At 68.9% G+C, this 14,879-nt stretch carries 13 protein-coding genes; 8 read left to right on the top strand and 5 right to left on the bottom strand.

Translation table 11 applies throughout. The annotated features are described in order from the left end of the window. Positions 1–89: 89 nt before the first annotated feature. The 3 genes from ACEXHE_RS00780 to ACEXHE_RS00770 all read right to left on the bottom strand — a co-directional run bounded on the left by ACEXHE_RS00780 (position 90) and on the right by ACEXHE_RS00770 (position 4,250). Positions 90–1,175, bottom strand: a complete 1,086-nt coding sequence (locus ACEXHE_RS00780) for a hemolysin family protein (protein ID WP_356965894.1) — start codon at positions 1,173–1,175, stop codon at positions 90–92. Beyond that, positions 1,172–2,578 carry a hemolysin family protein gene (locus ACEXHE_RS00775; RefSeq protein ID WP_374784831.1) on the bottom strand — a complete coding sequence of 469 codons (1,407 nt, stop codon included), beginning with the start codon at positions 2,576–2,578 and terminating at the stop codon, positions 1,172–1,174. Before ACEXHE_RS00775 ends, ACEXHE_RS00780 begins: the two co-directional genes overlap by 4 nt. A gap of 193 nt (positions 2,579–2,771) precedes the next feature. Then, on the bottom strand, positions 2,772–4,250 hold the full coding sequence (locus tag ACEXHE_RS00770; protein WP_374784381.1) for a GuaB1 family IMP dehydrogenase-related protein: 1,479 nt from the start codon (positions 4,248–4,250) through the stop codon (positions 2,772–2,774). 164 nt (positions 4,251–4,414) lie between these two features. Between ACEXHE_RS00770 and ACEXHE_RS00765 the strand changes: the two genes are divergently transcribed. The 3 genes from ACEXHE_RS00765 (at position 4,415) to ACEXHE_RS00755 (ending at position 9,170) form a co-directional block, all read left to right on the top strand. Then, complete coding sequence (locus ACEXHE_RS00765) at positions 4,415–8,260, top strand: multifunctional oxoglutarate decarboxylase/oxoglutarate dehydrogenase thiamine pyrophosphate-binding subunit/dihydrolipoyllysine-residue succinyltransferase subunit (protein ID WP_374784380.1); 3,846 nt, start codon at positions 4,415–4,417, stop codon at positions 8,258–8,260. A 149-nt stretch (positions 8,261–8,409) separates the two neighbouring features. Beyond that, on the top strand, positions 8,410–9,012 hold the full coding sequence (locus ACEXHE_RS00760) for a GDSL-type esterase/lipase family protein (protein ID WP_091694767.1): 603 nt from the start codon (positions 8,410–8,412) through the stop codon (positions 9,010–9,012). A gap of 83 nt (positions 9,013–9,095) precedes the next feature. Further along, positions 9,096–9,170: a 50S ribosomal protein bL37 gene (locus ACEXHE_RS00755; protein WP_143109412.1), complete on the top strand. Its 75-nt coding sequence runs from the start codon at positions 9,096–9,098 to the stop codon at positions 9,168–9,170. Between the two features lie 145 nt (positions 9,171–9,315). Here ACEXHE_RS00755 and rsrA read toward each other — a convergent pair whose 3' ends face one another. Next, a complete protein-coding gene (rsrA, locus tag ACEXHE_RS00750) occupies positions 9,316–9,600 on the bottom strand; it encodes a mycothiol system anti-sigma-R factor (protein ID WP_091694771.1) in 285 nt (94 codons plus the stop codon). Beyond that, the gene (locus ACEXHE_RS00745) at positions 9,597–10,307 is read right to left on the bottom strand and encodes a sigma-70 family RNA polymerase sigma factor (protein ID WP_091695363.1); all 711 of its coding nucleotides are present in this window, start codon (positions 10,305–10,307) and stop codon (positions 9,597–9,599) included. The genes rsrA and ACEXHE_RS00745 overlap by 4 nt, the downstream gene beginning before the upstream one ends. Before the next feature lie 197 nt (positions 10,308–10,504). On the opposite strand from ACEXHE_RS00745, the gene aroA reads away from it, so the two are divergent. Genes aroA through ACEXHE_RS00720 form a run of 5 tightly spaced genes read left to right on the top strand, consistent with a single transcriptional unit; the run spans position 10,505 to position 14,794 of the window. Beyond that, complete coding sequence (gene aroA / locus ACEXHE_RS00740) at positions 10,505–11,866, top strand: 3-phosphoshikimate 1-carboxyvinyltransferase (RefSeq protein ID WP_374784379.1); 1,362 nt, start codon at positions 10,505–10,507, stop codon at positions 11,864–11,866. Then, entirely contained in the window at positions 11,863–12,987 is a 1,125-nt protein-coding gene (gene rsgA, locus ACEXHE_RS00735) for a ribosome small subunit-dependent GTPase A (RefSeq protein WP_374784378.1), read from the top strand. The genes aroA and rsgA overlap by 4 nt, the downstream gene beginning before the upstream one ends. Before the next feature lie 9 nt (positions 12,988–12,996). Then, positions 12,997–13,827, top strand: coding sequence for a histidinol-phosphatase (gene hisN / locus ACEXHE_RS00730; protein ID WP_374784377.1), 831 nt, complete (start codon positions 12,997–12,999; stop codon positions 13,825–13,827). Beyond that, positions 13,824–14,366, top strand: coding sequence for a fluoride efflux transporter FluC (locus ACEXHE_RS00725; RefSeq protein ID WP_374784376.1), 543 nt, complete (start codon positions 13,824–13,826; stop codon positions 14,364–14,366). Before hisN ends, ACEXHE_RS00725 begins: the two co-directional genes overlap by 4 nt. Beyond that, the gene (locus ACEXHE_RS00720) at positions 14,363–14,794 is read left to right on the top strand and encodes a CrcB family protein (RefSeq protein ID WP_260061097.1); all 432 of its coding nucleotides are present in this window, start codon (positions 14,363–14,365) and stop codon (positions 14,792–14,794) included. The genes ACEXHE_RS00725 and ACEXHE_RS00720 overlap by 4 nt, the downstream gene beginning before the upstream one ends. The last annotated feature ends 85 nt before the right edge of the window (positions 14,795–14,879 follow it).

The raw sequence follows: 14,879 nt of genomic DNA, 5'->3' as shown, positions 1-14,879 counted from the left end.
CGGTGCCGACAGACGAGATGAGTTATTGCGAACCGTTAGCAATATAGCACGGTGCTGCAGCCCGTTCGGACGCACCTCACCCGTCGAGGTCAGCGCGATTCGGAGGACTGCTTCCGCCCACGGATCCGACTGGCGTTCTGCGCCTGGGTGGCGTCGTGGATCTCACCCACCAGCACCTCCAGCACATCCTCCAGGAACAGCACGCCCACCGTCTGGCCAGAGGCGGAGATGACGCGAGCCAGGTGGGAGCCGGTGCGTTGCATCAGGCTCAGTGCATCCTCGATCTCGTCCTGGGCCCCCACGTTGGCCAGCGACCGGACCTTGGTGACAGGCACCGACTCCTCGTAGCGGGACTCCGGCACCGTCATGACGTCCTTCAAGTGCAGGTACCCGGTGTAGGCGCCGTCGGTGTCCTGCAGCACGAACCGGGAGAACCCGGTGCGGCCCACCGCGATCTCGAAGGAGCGGGGGTCCACGTCGGCGGGCAGGGTGACCACATCGGAGACCGGAACCATCACGCTCTCGGCGGTGTAGTCCGAGAACTCCAGGGCACCGGAGATCAGTCCCGAGCCGTCGTCCACCAGCCCGGTCCGGGTGGACTCGGCCACGATCGACTGGACCTCCTCCAGGGTGTAGGTGGAGGTGACCTCGTCCTGGGGCTCGACCTTCATGGCCCGCAGCACCAGGTTCGCGGTGTGGTTGAGCACCCAGATCACCGGGTGCAGGATCCGGCTGATCCACACCAGCGGGGTGGCCAGCAGCAGCACCGCCTTGTCCGCCATGGACACGGCCATGTTCTTGGGCACCATCTCACCGAAGGTCACATGGAGGAAGGTCACGATCAGCAGGGCGATGACGAAGGCGGAGACGTCCGCCACCCCGGTGGGCACGCCCACGGTCTCCAACGGGATGACCAACAGGTGGTGGATCGCCGGCTCGGCCACGTTCAGGATCAGCAGCGAGCACACGGTGATGCCCAGCTGGCAGACCGCGAGCATCTGGGAGACGTGCTCCATGGCGAACAGCGCGGTCTTGGCGCGGGCCGAGCCGGATTCGGCCTTCGGCTCGATCTGACTGCGCCGGGCGCCCATGACGGCGAACTCACCGCCCACGAAGAAGGCGTTGGCCAGCAGCAGCACCACCAGCCACACGATGCCCATGACGTCCTCGCTCATCGGGTCACCTCCCCTGCGGCTCGATCCGTGCGGCCGATCCGGCTGCCGCGTCCACCTCGGCCGGACTCACGGGAGTCCGACACCGGGGTGAGCTCGTCCGCCGGCGTGCGCTCCTCCGGGATGAACTTGATCCGATCGATGCGTCGACCGTCCATGCGCTCGACCTCCAGGATTCCGCCCTCGGCTTCCACCTTGTCCCCGACCTCGGCCACCCGCCCCAGAACGGCCATCATGTACCCGCCGACGGTCTCATAGGCACCGCCCTCCGGCACCTTCAAGGTCGCGATCTGGGCCCCGGCCTCGTCCGGACGCATCAGACCGGGAAAGTACCATTTGCCCGAGGCGGTCTGCAGCACGCCGGGGGTGATGCGGTCGTGCTCGTCCGAGACCTCGCCGACGATCTCCTCCACCAGGTCCTCGAGGGTCACCACCCCGGCGGTGCCCCCGTACTCATCCACCACGACCGCCATCTGCAGGCTCGCCTCGCGCAGCTCGGAGATCAGCTGGTCCAGGTGCACCGTCTCCGGCACCCGTCCGATGTCGGTCATCACGGTCGCAGCCACCAGGTCGGCACGGCGTGCGCGAGGCACGGCCACGGCCTTCTTGACGTGGAGCACGCCGCGGATGTCGTCCGGGGACTCTCCCAGCACCGGGAAGCGGGAGAAGCCGGTGCGCCGTGCGGTGTCGATCACCGACTCCAGAGGCTCCTCGGCATCCACGGTCTCCATCCGGATGCGCGGGGTCATCACATCGGCCGCCGTACGGTCGGAGAAGCGCAGGGTGCGGTCCAGGAAGGTCGCAGTCTGCTCATCCAGGGTGCCCATGGCCGCCGAGCGGCGCACCAGCGAGGAGAGCTCCTCCGGCGTGCGGGCTCCGGAGATCTCCTCCTTGGCCTCGAAACCCATGGTGTGCAGCACACGGTTGGAGAAGCCGTTGAGCAGGATGATCACCGGGCGGAACACGGCGGTGAACATCAGCTGCGGCCGGGCCAGCAGCCGCCCGACCTGCATCGAGCGGGCGATCGAGAGGTTCTTGGGGACCAGCTCACCGATCAGCATCGAGAGCAGGGTCGCGATCACCATGGCCGCCACCAGTCCCATCGAGGCGGCCGCTGACTCGCTCAACCCCCAGGAGATCAACGGGCCCTGGAGCAGGCGTCCCAGGGAGGGTTCCATCAGGTAGCCGGTCAGCAGTGTGGTCAGGGTGATGCCCAGCTGGCATGCCGAGAGCTGGGTGGACAGGGACTTCAGGCACTTCAGCAGCGGCTCAGCGCCCTGGTCCCCCTCGTCCACCATCCGCTGGACCGTCGGCACGTCCAGGGCGATCATGGAGAATTCGACGGCCACGAAGAACCCGGTGCCGAGGATCAACAGCAGGCCGATGGCCAGCAGCAGCCATTCCACAGTCAGCACTCACCTCCGAGGACGTGCCGACCGCACCGGCCGGGGATCACGCGCTGAGCGCGCGTGTCAGGACCGGGATGACGGGATGAGCGGGGACTGGAGGGCTCCATTCCGGCCGCGGTCGAATGACGGCGGCAACGGGTGGTGGCACCGGATCGGTGTCTGTCCATAGCCAGGCCAGTATACGGAACGCTCACCAGGACTGCGGCAGCGGCCGACCCTCCTCGTACCCGGCGGCGGACTGGACGCCCACCACGGCCCGCGCACGGAACTGCTCCAGGTCCACCGCACCGGCATAGGTCATCGAGGACCGGACGCCGGCGGTGATGGAGTCCAGCAGGTCCTCGACCGAGGGGCGGCTGGGCTCCAGGTACATCCGCGAGGTGGAGATGCCCTCTTCGAACATCGCCTTGCGCGCCCGCGAGTACGCGTCCTCGGTCCGGGTCCGGTTCTGCACCGCCCGTGCCGAGGCCATCCCGAAGCTCTCCTTGTACTGACGGCCTTCGGCGTCCACCAGCAGGTCCCCGGGGGACTCATAGGTGCCGGCGAACCAGGAGCCGATCATCACCTGACTGGCGCCGGCGGCCAGGGCCAGGGCGACGTCGCGGGGGTACCGCACGCCGCCGTCGGCCCACACCCTCTTGCCCAGGTCGCGGGCGGCCTCGGCGCATTCGAGCACCGCAGAGAACTGGGGGCGTCCCACAGCGGTCATCATGCGCGTGGTGCACATGGCGCCCGGGCCGACGCCCACCTTGACGATATCCGCGCCGGCGGCCACGAGCTCTCGCACCCCGGAGGCGGAGACCACGTTGCCGGCCACGATCGGCACCGGGACGTCCAAGGCCCTGATCGCCGAGAGAGCCTCCATCATCTTGCGCTGGTGCCCGTGTGCGGTGTCCACCACCAGCACGTCCACCCCGGACTCCACGAGGGCGCCGGCTCGCTCGGCGACTTCCCCGTTGATGCCGACAGCGGCTCCGAGCCGCAGCGCGCCCTGATCGTCCAGGGCAGGCCGGAACAGGCTCGAGCGCAGGGTGCCGGCCGGGGTCAGCACCCCGACCAGGCGCTGTCCGTCCAGCACGGGCGCATAGGGGGACTGCGCCGCGTCCATGGCCAGGAAGATCTCGCGCAGCGCGTCCGGGCCCGCCAGTCCCTGCTCGTCCAGATCCAGCTGGGCCACGGGAATCGTGATCGAGGGCTGCCGCAGCACGCTGGAGACGGTGGCGAACCGGTCCACGTCCTCGCAGTCCTCGGCACGGACGATGCCGACGAAGCGCTCTCCGTCCTCGCCGGAGCCCTTCACCACGCACACCGCGGCGTGGTTGCGCTTGCCCAGCAGGTGCAGCACATCCAGCACCGTGTCCTGCGCGCGGACCGTCACCGGGGTCTCCACCACGGCGTGCCGGGCCTTGATCCAGCGGGTCACGTCCTGGATGACCTCCAACGGAACATCCTGGGGAAGCACCCCCAGACCGCCACGCCGGGCCATCGTCTCGACCATGCGCCGCCCCGTCACGGCGGTCATGTTCGCCGAGACCAGCGGGATGGTCGTGCCCGTTCCGTCGTCGGAGGAGATGTCCACGTCCATCCGGCTGGTGACCTCCGAATGGGAGGGCACCAGGAAGACGTCGGCATAGGTCAGATCAGTGGCCGGTGCAGTGAGGAACCTCATGTGCTCCACTATCGCACCTGATCCAGCACGAGCATCTCAACGACGTCGTCGCGCCTGGTGGCCGCGGGGTCCAGGGAGTCACTATGCTGGAGTCCAGGAATGCCCATGGCCGGGCGGGCGCAGCCCGGCGCACAAGAGACCCCAATGGAAGAGGCGTATCCACCGTGCCAGAACTGACGTCCGACCAGATTTCCGCGGAGTTCCCCGGAAACGAATGGCTCGTCGCGGACATCTACGACAAGTACAGGACGGACAGGTCCTCGGTGGACGCCCAGTGGGCCGCCATCTTCGAGCGGCTGGAGTCCGGTGGGTCGAAGGACGAGGGGGCAGCCCCGGCCCCCTCGGCGGCGAAGACCTCCGCTGGCGGTGGCCCGTCTGCCCAGGCCACCGAGACCGTGACCGACTCCCCCAAGGATCCGGGCGAGGCGTCCGACTCGGGCAAGCCCACTCCCCAGGAGCCGAAGAAGTCCGCCTCGTCGGCGAAGAACGAGAAGACCCAGAAGAAGGACGAGACCAAGACCGCTGCCTCGTCAGCGCAGAAGGCCACCACTCCCAAGCCCACGGTGAAGCGCTCCGGCGCCCCCTCCACCGCGCCGGTCCCCTCCGAGCCGACCAAGGCCACCAAGAAGGACGCCCCCGACCCGGCTGAGGACAAGGTCACTCCCCTGCGCGGCATCGCCAAGGCAGTGGCCAAGAACATGGATGCCTCGCTGTCCATGCCCACCGCCACCACGGTGCGTGATGTCCCCGCGAAGGCGCTGATCGACAACCGCATCGTCATCAACAGCCACCTCAAGCGCTCTCGCGGCGGCAAGGTCTCCTTCACCCATCTGATCGGCTACGCGATCGTCCGCGCCCTGGCTCAGTTCCCGTCCATGAACGTGCTCTACCGCGAAGAGGACGGCAAGCCAGTCATGGTCGAACCGGCCCACGTGAACTTCGGTCTGGCCATCGACCTGCCCAAGCCCGACGGCACCCGCACCCTGGTGGTGCCGAACATCAAGGCCGCCGAGACCCTGGACTTCATGGAGTTCTGGCAGGCCTATGAGGACCTGGTCAAGCGCGCCCGCGACACCAAGCTGGGCATGGACGACTACGCCGGGACCACCGTCTCGCTGACCAACCCCGGTGGCATCGGCACCGTGCACTCCGTGCCGCGCCTGTCCGAGGGCCAGGCCGCGATCATCGGTGTGGGCGCACTGAACTACCCCGCCGAGTTCCAGGGGGCCGCCGAGAAGACGCTGAACAACCTCGCGGTCTCCAAGACCATCACCCTGACCTCCACCTATGACCACCGGGTCATCCAGGGTGCCGGCTCCGGTGAGTTCCTCAAGCTCATCCATGGCCTGCTGCTGGGCGAGCAGGACTTCTACGACGAGATCTTCCACTCCCTGCGCATCCCGTACGAGCCGGTGAGCTGGAAGCCGGACATCCAGGTCAACCCCGAAGACCAGATCAACAAAGTCGCCCGCATCCAGCAGCTGATCCACGCCTACCGCGTGCGCGGACATCTGATCGCCGATGTCGACCCGCTCGAGTACGTGATGCGTCGTCACCCGGATCTGGACATCCTGCAGCACGGACTGACGCTGTGGGACCTGGAGCGGGAGTGGCCCACCGGCGGCTTCGGCGGCAAGCCCATGCTGACCCTGCGCAGCATCCTGGGCGTGCTCCGCGATGCCTACTGCCGCAACACCGGTGTGGAGTACATGCACATCCAGGACCCGACCGAGCGCCAGTGGTTCCAGGACGAGCTGGAGCACCCGTACTCCAAGCCCACGCGCGAGGAGCAGCTGCGCATCCTGGGCCGGCTCAACGCCGCCGAGGCCTTCGAGACGTTCCTGCAGACCAAGTTCATCGGCCAGAAGCGCTTCTCCCTTGAGGGCGGCGAGTCCCTCATCCCGCTGCTGGACGGGGTGATCTCCGGGGCTGCCGACGACGGCCTGGACGAGGTCGCCATCGGCATGGCCCACCGCGGCCGTCTGAACGTGCTGACCAACATCGCCGGCAAGACCTACGCCCAGGTCTTCCGCGAGTTCGAGGGCACCTCGGTGCCCGGCCAGGTCCAGGGATCGGGCGATGTGAAGTACCACCTGGGCACGGAGGGCACCTTCGTCTCCGACCGCGGCAACCGCACCAAGGTGACCTTGGCCGCCAACCCCTCCCATCTGGAGGCGGTCAACCCGGTCCTCGAAGGCATCGTGCGTGCCAAGCAGGATCGGCTGGACCGTGGCGCCGACTCGACCACCTCGTTCTCGGTGCTGCCGATCCTGGTGCACGGTGACGCCGCCTTCGCCGGACAGGGCGTCGTCGCGGAGACCCTGAATCTCTCGCAGCTGCGCGGCTACCGCACCGGCGGCACCATCCACGTGGTGGTCAACAACCAGGTCGGCTTCACCACCCCGCCCACCTCGGCCCGGTCCTCCGTCTACGCCACCGATGTGGCCAAGACCATCCAGGCGCCGATCTTCCACGTCAACGGCGATGACCCGGAGTCGGTCGTCCGTGTGGCCCAGCTGGCTTACCAGTACCGCCAGCGGTTCAACAAGGACGTCGTGATCGATCTGATCTGCTACCGCCGCCGCGGTCACAACGAGGGCGATGACCCCTCCATGACCCAGCCGCGCATGTACAACCTCATCGAGCACAAGCGTTCAGTGCGCAAGCTGTACGTGGAGAACCTCGTCGGACGCGGTGACATCACCCAGGACGAGGCCGACTCGGCCATGAAGGACTACCAGCAGCGCCTGGAGCGGGTCTTCTCGGAGACGCATGAGGCCCAGACCTCGCCGATCCCCGTGGTCGGCACCGGTCTGCAGTCCCTCACCGAGGATGAGAAGGACCTGGTCCCCGCCGCACCGGAGACCACCGCGATCTCCGAGGAGATGCTCCAGCGCATCGGGCAGGCCCACCTGGAGGTCCCGGAGGGCTTCACGGTCCACCCCAAGCTCCAGGCCCTGTTGGAGAAGCGCGCCAAGATGTCCGTCAACGGGGACATCGACTGGGGCTTCGCCGAGCTGGCCGCCTTCGGTTCGCTGCTGATGGAGGGGGTGCCTGTCCGCCTGGCCGGCCAGGACTCCCGCCGTGGCACGTTCGTCCAGCGCCATGCGGTCTTCCATGACCGAGTGACCGACGACGAGTGGACGCCACTGCGTCACCTCTCCAACGATCAGGCCAAGTTCTGGATCTACAACTCCCTGCTCAGCGAGTATGCCGCCCTCGGGTTCGAGTACGGCTACTCCGTGGAGCGCTCGGATGCCCTGGTGCTCTGGGAGGCCCAGTTCGGCGACTTCGTCAACGGTGCCCAGACCGTGATCGACGAGTTCATCTCCTCGGCTGAGCAGAAGTGGGGACAGTACTCCTCGGTCGTCATGATGCTGCCGCACGGCTACGAGGGACAGGGACCGGACCACTCCTCCGCACGCATCGAACGCTTCCTGCAGATGTGCGCCGAGGACAACATCCGCGTGGCCAACCCGTCCACCGGCGCCAACCACTTCCACCTGCTGCGGGAGCAGGCGTACTCGCGTCCCCGCCGTCCGCTGGTGATCTTCACCCCCAAGCAGCTGCTGCGCCTGAAGGCCGCTGCCAACTCGGTGGCGGACTTCACCCAGAAGGGGTTCCAGGCGGTCATCCCTGACGAGCAGGCCAGCTCGTCGGCCACCACCGTGCAGCTGGTCTCAGGTCGGCTGTACTACGACCTGCTGGCCCGCCGGGAGAAGCAGAAGGACACCAAGACCGCGATCGTGCGCGTGGAGCAGCTCTACCCGCTGCCCGTGGAGCAGATCCAGGCCGAGCTGGACAAGTACCCGAACGCCCAGGTCCTGTGGGTCCAGGACGAGCCCGCGAACCAGGGACCGTGGCCGTTCATGGCGCTGAACCTGCTGCCGCAGCTGGAGCGCGAGGTCACCCTCGTCTCCCGTCCGGCCTCGGCGTCCACCTCCACCGGCACCAAGAAGCGTCACGACCAGGAGGCCACCGTCCTGCTGGATGAGGCCTTCGGCGGCTGACCGGTCCGACTCAGCGCATCAGCCGGTGCTGGGGTCAGGTCCTCTCACGATGACCCGGCCCCAGCCCCGGCTGGATTGCTACAGTGACGGACAACTCCGAACGTGAGACCGCACCGGCGGCCAGCCGGTGACGGAAGGAAAGGGACAACGTGGAGATTCGACGGATCCGCATCGCCTCCGTGGGCAACGAGCTGTTGGCCGGGGTGGGAGATCCACGAGCCTTGGGCTGGCTCGGCCGCGTCCTGGCCAAGACCTCGGCACCCGGGGTCCAGCTGGAGAGCTACGTGCTGGCCCAGCCGGGAGAAGGCACTGAAGCCCTCTCGGCCCGCTGGCAGCGTGAAGCCGAGGCGCGCTACAGCGAAGAGACCGAGAACCGGCTGGTGATCGGGCTGTCCGATCTGGACCTGGACCTGGAGACCTCCACAGCACGGGCTCGGCTGAACCTGGCCAACATCCTGGACCGGGCCGCTCAGCTGGACATCCGCACCCTCGTGGTCGGCCCCGTCCCCTCCCTGGACAATGAGCGCAATGCCCGGCTTGCCGAGCTCAACACCGCCTACCTGGATGTGGCGGACCGACGCCGTCACTACTACGTGGACACGTTCACCCCCTTGGTGAACCACGAGCAGTGGCGCAATGACCTCGCCGCCGGCCACGGCCTGCCCGGTCAGGCCGGCTACGGGCTGATCGCCTGGCTGGTCCTGCACCGCGGCTGGTACCAGTGGCTGGGTGTTCCCGAGCCCACCGCCTGATTCGATCCGCATCCCACCCCTGTGAGAAGATGGACGGCAGAGTACGGGTCCCCCGTGTCTGCCCTCGAACCGAAGGAGTCGCCATGAGCAAGCGTGGCCGCAAGCGGCGTGACCGCAAGAAGAATGGTGCCAACCACGGCAAGCGTCCCAACGCCTGACCTGGTGTTCCGGCCCAGCGCCGGTTGAATGCACTCAGACCCCGCCGATCGGGACGGTTCCTCCGTCCGCCCCGGCGGGGTCTGCTGTGTCTGGTGGACTTGTTCTCAGGAACAGGTGGGGGCGCCCCGGCGGGGCACCGAGGGCTCAGTGACCGGAGTGGGTGGTCTCCACACGGATCTGGCTGATCCGGGTCATGATGCGCACCTTCAGCTGGTCAGGGGCCTTCTCGCAGCAGCTGCGGCGGACCACCGAGCGGATGATGCACTCCAGGTCGTAGGCACGGGTGCAGTCCTCACACTCCTCGAGGTGATGACGCACCTCCTCCAGATCCTGATGGGTCAGGGCCCCGTCCAGGTACTCGTAGAGTCGCTGGATCCTGGCGTCCTCGCAGTCGCCGATCTGTTCACAGTCTCGATTCTCCGAGCTCACTGGTCGGCCTCCTGTCCTGCTGGTGCTGTGTTCGGGGTCGTCTTGGTCTTCTTGGCGGCACTCCTGCGTGCGGCCTTCTCCACGTCCATGCCGCGTTCCCGGGCATAGTCCGTGAGCAACTCGCGGAGCAGCTTGCGCCCGCGGTGCAGCCGGCTCATCACCGTTCCGATCGGGATGTCCAGGATCTCGGCGATCTCCCGGTAGGCGAAGCCCTCCACGTCCGCGAAGTACACGGCCAGGCGGAACTCCTCGGGAATGGACTGCAGGGCCTCCTTGACATCGGAGTCCGGCAGCCGGTCCAAGGCCTCGGTCTCCGCCGACCGCAGGCCGGTGGAGGTGTGCTCGGCCGCCTGGGCCATCTGCCAGTCCTCGAGGGTGTCCATGGTGGACTGCTGAGGCTGACGCTGACGCTTGCGGTACAGGTTGATGTACGTGTTCGTCAGGATCCGGTACAGCCAGGCCTTCAGGTTCGTCCCGGGCTTGTACTGGTGGAACGAGGAGTACGCCTTGGTGTAGGCCTCCTGCACCAGGTCCTCGGCGTCCTGAGGGTTGCGCGTCATGCGCATGGCCGCGGAGTAGAGCTGGTCCACGTACTCCATGGCATCGCGTTCGAACCGGGCGCGGCGCTGGGCCTCGCTCTCGGACTGCACATCCACCCCAGGCAGGTCATGGGTCACCGGGTCGCCGGTGGCGTTCTGAGTCTCCATCACCGGCCAGTCTACGGCGGGCCGGGGAGGCTTCCGCGGAGGTGCCTCCAGAGTGAGAGGTGGGGTCATGGCAGGTACAGCGTCGTCCCTCCCCGGGATATTCCGTGCCCGGTATCCTGAAGGACGGGACCCGCCCTCGCTGAGGGGTCCCTTGCGCCCAGCACCAGCACCCTCGCGACCCCGATGATGGAGACCCCGTGACCCCAGCCGACCCCTGGCCCGCACCCCACCCCGCCGGCCCGGTGGACGGCACCGTACGGGTGCCAGGATCCAAGTCGCTGACCAACCGCTGGCTGCTGCTGGCCGCGCTGGCTGACGGGCCCAGCACCCTGCACGGGGTGCTGGACTCACGCGACTCCCGGCTGATGCTCCAGGCACTGCAGACACTGGGGGCCCAGGTCGCCTGGTCAGGTCCTGACACCGTGCAGATCACTCCCCTTCCCCACCGGCCCGACGTCGGCTCGGTCACCATCGACTGCGGCCTCGCCGGCACGGTGATGCGGTTCATCCCCGCCGTGGCCGCCTTGACCACCGGCGGCGTCACCCTGGACGGAGACCCCGAGGCCCGGGTCCGCCCCATGGGTCCGGTGCTGCGGGCCCTGGAGCAGCTGGGTGTGCGGATCGATGCCCCGGAGTCCGCTGGCCCTGAGCCGACCACGCTGCCGATCACCGTGCACGGGACCGGCGAGGTCCGAGGAGGCCGGGTGGAGATCGATGCCTCCGGTTCCAGCCAGTTCGTCTCGGCACTGCTGCTGGCAGCCCCCCGATTCGCCCAGGGACTGCATCTGGTCCACACCGGCCGGTCCGTGCCCAGCCCGGAGCACATCGCCATGACCGTCTCGGTGCTGCGGCAGGCCGGCGTGGAGGTGGACGATTCGATGCCTGGAACCTGGCGGGTGGCCCCGGGCCCGGTCCTCGTCCGTGAGACCACGGTGGAGCCGGACCTGTCCAACGCCGGCCCGTTCCTGGCAGCGGCCGTGGTCACCGGCGGCACGGTCCGCATCCCTGACTGGCCGGCCGAGACGACTCAGATCGGGGACCGCTGGCGCCAGATCCTGCCCCGGTTCGGCGCCACGGTGAGCTTCGAGCCGGGGACGGAGTCGACCGGCACGCTCACCGTGACCGGGTCGATCGACACGGACGGGACTCCCACGATCTGCGGTCCCGGTGAGATCGCCGGGACCGCAGAGCTGGCTCCCACGGTGGCCGCGCTCTGCCTGCTGGCGGACGGCCCGTCCTCCCTGACGGGGATCGGCCATCTGCGTGGGCACGAGACGGACCGACTCTCCGCCCTGGCCATCGAGACCGCTCGGGTCGGCGGAGCGGTCCAGGAGGGCACGGACCGCCTGGACTTCGCTCCGGTCTCGCGCAGGTCGCTGAAGCCTGAGGTGATGCAGACCTATCTGGACCATCGCATGGCCACCTTCGCGGCCGTCGTCGGGCTGGCTGTCCCGGAGGTGCAGATCCAGGATGTGGCGACCACGGCCAAGACCATGCCGGACTTCCCGCAGATGTGGACCGCGCTGATCGGCACGGCTCAGCCCGGGAGCGGTGCATGAGCCGGCCGGGCCGAGGGGTCTCGGCACGCGACTGGGACGAGTCCGATGTCCGAGTCCGCCCGAACAAGAAGGGGTCACGCCCGCGGACCAAGGACCGCCCCGCGCATGAGGATGCCGTCCAGGGCCGCGTGATCACCGTGGACCGCGGTCGCTACACGGTGCACCTGCCGCAGGACGCCCACGGCCCGGCACGTGAGGTCAGCGCCATGCGGGCCCGGGAGCTGCGCCGTCAGCCCGTGGTCACCGGGGATCTGGTGGGCCTGGTGGGCGATCTCTCCGGGGCCGAGGGCACGCTGTCCCGGATCGTGCGGATCGAGGACCGGGAGACGGTGCTGCGCCGGTCCGCGGACGACTCCGATGCCGTGGAGCGCGTGGTGGTGGCCAATGTGGACACCCTGGTGATCATGGTGGCCGCGGCGAACCCCGAGCCGCGCACCGGGTTCATCGACCGCGCCCTGGTGGCAGCCTACGATGCCGGAATCGAACCGGTGCTGTGCATCACCAAGACCGACCTGAAGGACCCGGCGGAGTTGCTGGCCCACTACCGGGAGCTGGAGCTGGAGGTCTTCACCTCCGCCTCGGACTCCCCCGTGGACACCGGCTCCCCGGACCAGGACCCGGCCCTGGACCCGGACCTGCTGACGGCGCTGCGGGACCGGCTGGACGGTCACATCTCCGCGCTGGTGGGGCCGTCCGGCGTGGGCAAGTCCACCCTGATCAACGCCCTCACCGGTGCCGAGCGGGCCACCGGGCAGGTGAACGCCGTGACGGGGCGCGGCCGGCACACCTCCTCCTCGGCCCTGGCCCTGCCGCTGCCCAGTGAGGACGGCACCGTGCGGGAGGACACCTGGGTGGTGGACACCCCTGGCATCCGCTCGTTCGGCCTGGGCCTGGTGGACCCGGACCGGGTGATCGAGGCCTTCGACGACCTCTCCCCCGCCCTGGCCGACTGCCCCAAGGGCTGCACGCACGCCGAGGGGGCGGTCGGCTGCGCCCTGGACCCCTGGGTGGCCTCCGGGCACGCCGGTCCGGCCGGGCCGCGCCGCCTCGAGTCGCTGCGGCGGCTGCTCGCCGGCCGCTCGGACGCGCCGGTGACTGCACCGCCTCGCGACGGGCGGTAGCGTGAACGCATGACCTCTGACTCCGCTCCGTCCCCGAACTACACGGACGATCTGCGGCTGGCCCACATCATGGCCGATGCCGTGGACGCGCAGACCATGGCTCGGTTCAAGGCCGTGGACCTGCAGGTGGACACCAAGCCGGACCTGACGCCCGTCTCGGACGCCGACCGCGCCGCCGAGGAGATCATCCGCGGCAATCTCTCCCGGGCCCGCCCGCGGGATGCCGTGCTCGGCGAGGAGTTCGGTTTGGAGGGCCACGGGCCCCGCCGGTGGATCATCGACCCGATCGACGGCACCAAGAACTTCGTGCGCGGGGTCCCGGTGTGGGCCACGCTGATCTCCCTGGTGGATGAAGGGGCCCCGGTGGTCGGCGTGGTCTCGGCTCCGGCCCTGAACCGCCGCTGGTGGGCCGCGCGTGGCACCGGTGCCTACACGGGTCGTTCCCTGGCCTCGGCCACCCGGCTCCAGGTGTCCGGCGTGAACCGCCTGGCCGACGCCTCCCTGTCCTACTCCTCCCTCGAGGGCTGGCGGGAGCGGGGCAACATCCGCGAGTTCCTCGAGCTGACCTCAGACGTCTGGCGCACGCGGGCCTACGGCGACTTCTGGTCGTACATGATGGTGGCCGAGGGGTCGGTCGATCTGGCGTGCGAGCCAGAGCTGGAGCTGTACGACATGGCCGCGCTGGTGCCGATCGTCACCGAGGCCGGCGGTTGTTTCACCTCGTTGGAGGGGGAGCCTGGCCCGTTCGGCGGCAATGCCCTGGCCAGCAACGGCCTGCTGCACCAGGAGGTCCTGGAGCGGCTGAACCCTGACCTGGTGGGTCAGTGCCCGGCCGAATGAGCCGGTCCGGTCCTGGTGGGGCACCGGACCACCCCGGCTCACCGGTTCCTTCGATCACCTCCTCCCCTTCCCGACGACGTCACCCCGGCTGGCGGGTCATCCTCGCCGTGGCGGTGGGCGGCCTGGTGGGATCGCTGCTGCACACGGGCACGACCCGGACGTTGCTGAGCCTGGCGGGGGCCTCCCCTGCCGGCGCGCTGGACCGGCCGCTGGTGGACACCGCGGTCCTGGTGGTGGTCAATCTCGTGGGCTCGTTCCTGCTGGGCATGCTGACCGCCCGTTCCGCACGGTGGAACCGGCCGACGTGGCTGGCCACCGGACTCGGCGTCGGGGTGTTGGGCTCGTTCACCACGTTCTCCGGGGTCCTGGTGGTCTGGACCGTGCTCCTGCCCCACGGCGATGTCACCGACCCCGCAGGACAGCTGATCATCCTCGGCACAGCGGTGCTGGCCCTTGCCGTGCAGGGGTTGTCAGGGAGCGCGGCCGCGCTGGGCGGGCTGTACCTGGGCGGCGTGCGGGAACGAGGGCTCCGATCATGACCGCGGCCGAGCTGGCCCTCTGGCTGGTCCCTCTCGCCGGTGCCTTGGGTGCCGTCACCCGATTCCTCCTGGACTGGTACGTGTCTGTTCGAGGCGTGCTGTGGGCCAACCTGGCGGGGTCGTTCCTGGCAGGGGCGGCCACGGCGCTGCTCGGGCGCGGGTCACTGCACGCCACGGACGTCATGGCGAGCGGATCGGTCCTGGGACCTGCGGTCCTGCCAGCGGCACTGATCGTGCTGGTGGGCTTCACCACGGCGCTGACCACGTTCTCCACCGTCTCAGTACGCAGCGCGGAACAGGTGCTGGACCGTCAGTGGGGCGCCGCGGTGCGGATGTGGCTCACCCATCTGGGCGGTGGTCTGGCGGCCGCCGTTGCAGGAGCGCTGGTGGCCTGGTGCCTGTCCGGTGTGACCGGGCTCGCCACCTGAGATCCGTGGTGGGCCCATGGTGCACCGGCGAAGCAGCACGGGCACGACGAAGGCCCCCAGACCGTCGCCGGTCTGAGGGCCTTCA

It is taken from the genome of Micrococcus sp. IITD107 (assembly GCF_041927415.1).
Lineage (GTDB): Bacteria > Actinomycetota > Actinomycetes > Actinomycetales > Micrococcaceae > Citricoccus > Citricoccus terreus.
This window is presented reverse-complemented; position numbering and strand designations above follow the sequence as displayed.

What these genes read in the sequence shown, in the direction of transcription:
- ACEXHE_RS00745 (WP_091695363.1), bottom strand. Translation starts at nt 10,307, where the DNA reads ATGGAGACTCAGAACGCCACCGGCGACCCGGTGACCCATGACCTGCCT.
- hisN (WP_374784377.1), top strand. Translation starts at nt 12,997, where the DNA reads ATGACCTCTGACTCCGCTCCGTCCCCGAACTACACGGACGATCTGCGG.
- ACEXHE_RS00720 (WP_260061097.1), top strand. Translation starts at nt 14,363, where the DNA reads ATGACCGCGGCCGAGCTGGCCCTCTGGCTGGTCCCTCTCGCCGGTGCC.
- ACEXHE_RS00725 (WP_374784376.1), top strand. Translation starts at nt 13,824, where the DNA reads ATGAGCCGGTCCGGTCCTGGTGGGGCACCGGACCACCCCGGCTCACCG.
- ACEXHE_RS00780 (WP_356965894.1), bottom strand. Translation starts at nt 1,175, where the DNA reads ATGAGCGAGGACGTCATGGGCATCGTGTGGCTGGTGGTGCTGCTGCTG.
- rsgA (WP_374784378.1), top strand. Translation starts at nt 11,863, where the DNA reads ATGAGCCGGCCGGGCCGAGGGGTCTCGGCACGCGACTGGGACGAGTCC.
- ACEXHE_RS00770 (WP_374784381.1), bottom strand. Translation starts at nt 4,250, where the DNA reads ATGAGGTTCCTCACTGCACCGGCCACTGATCTGACCTATGCCGACGTC.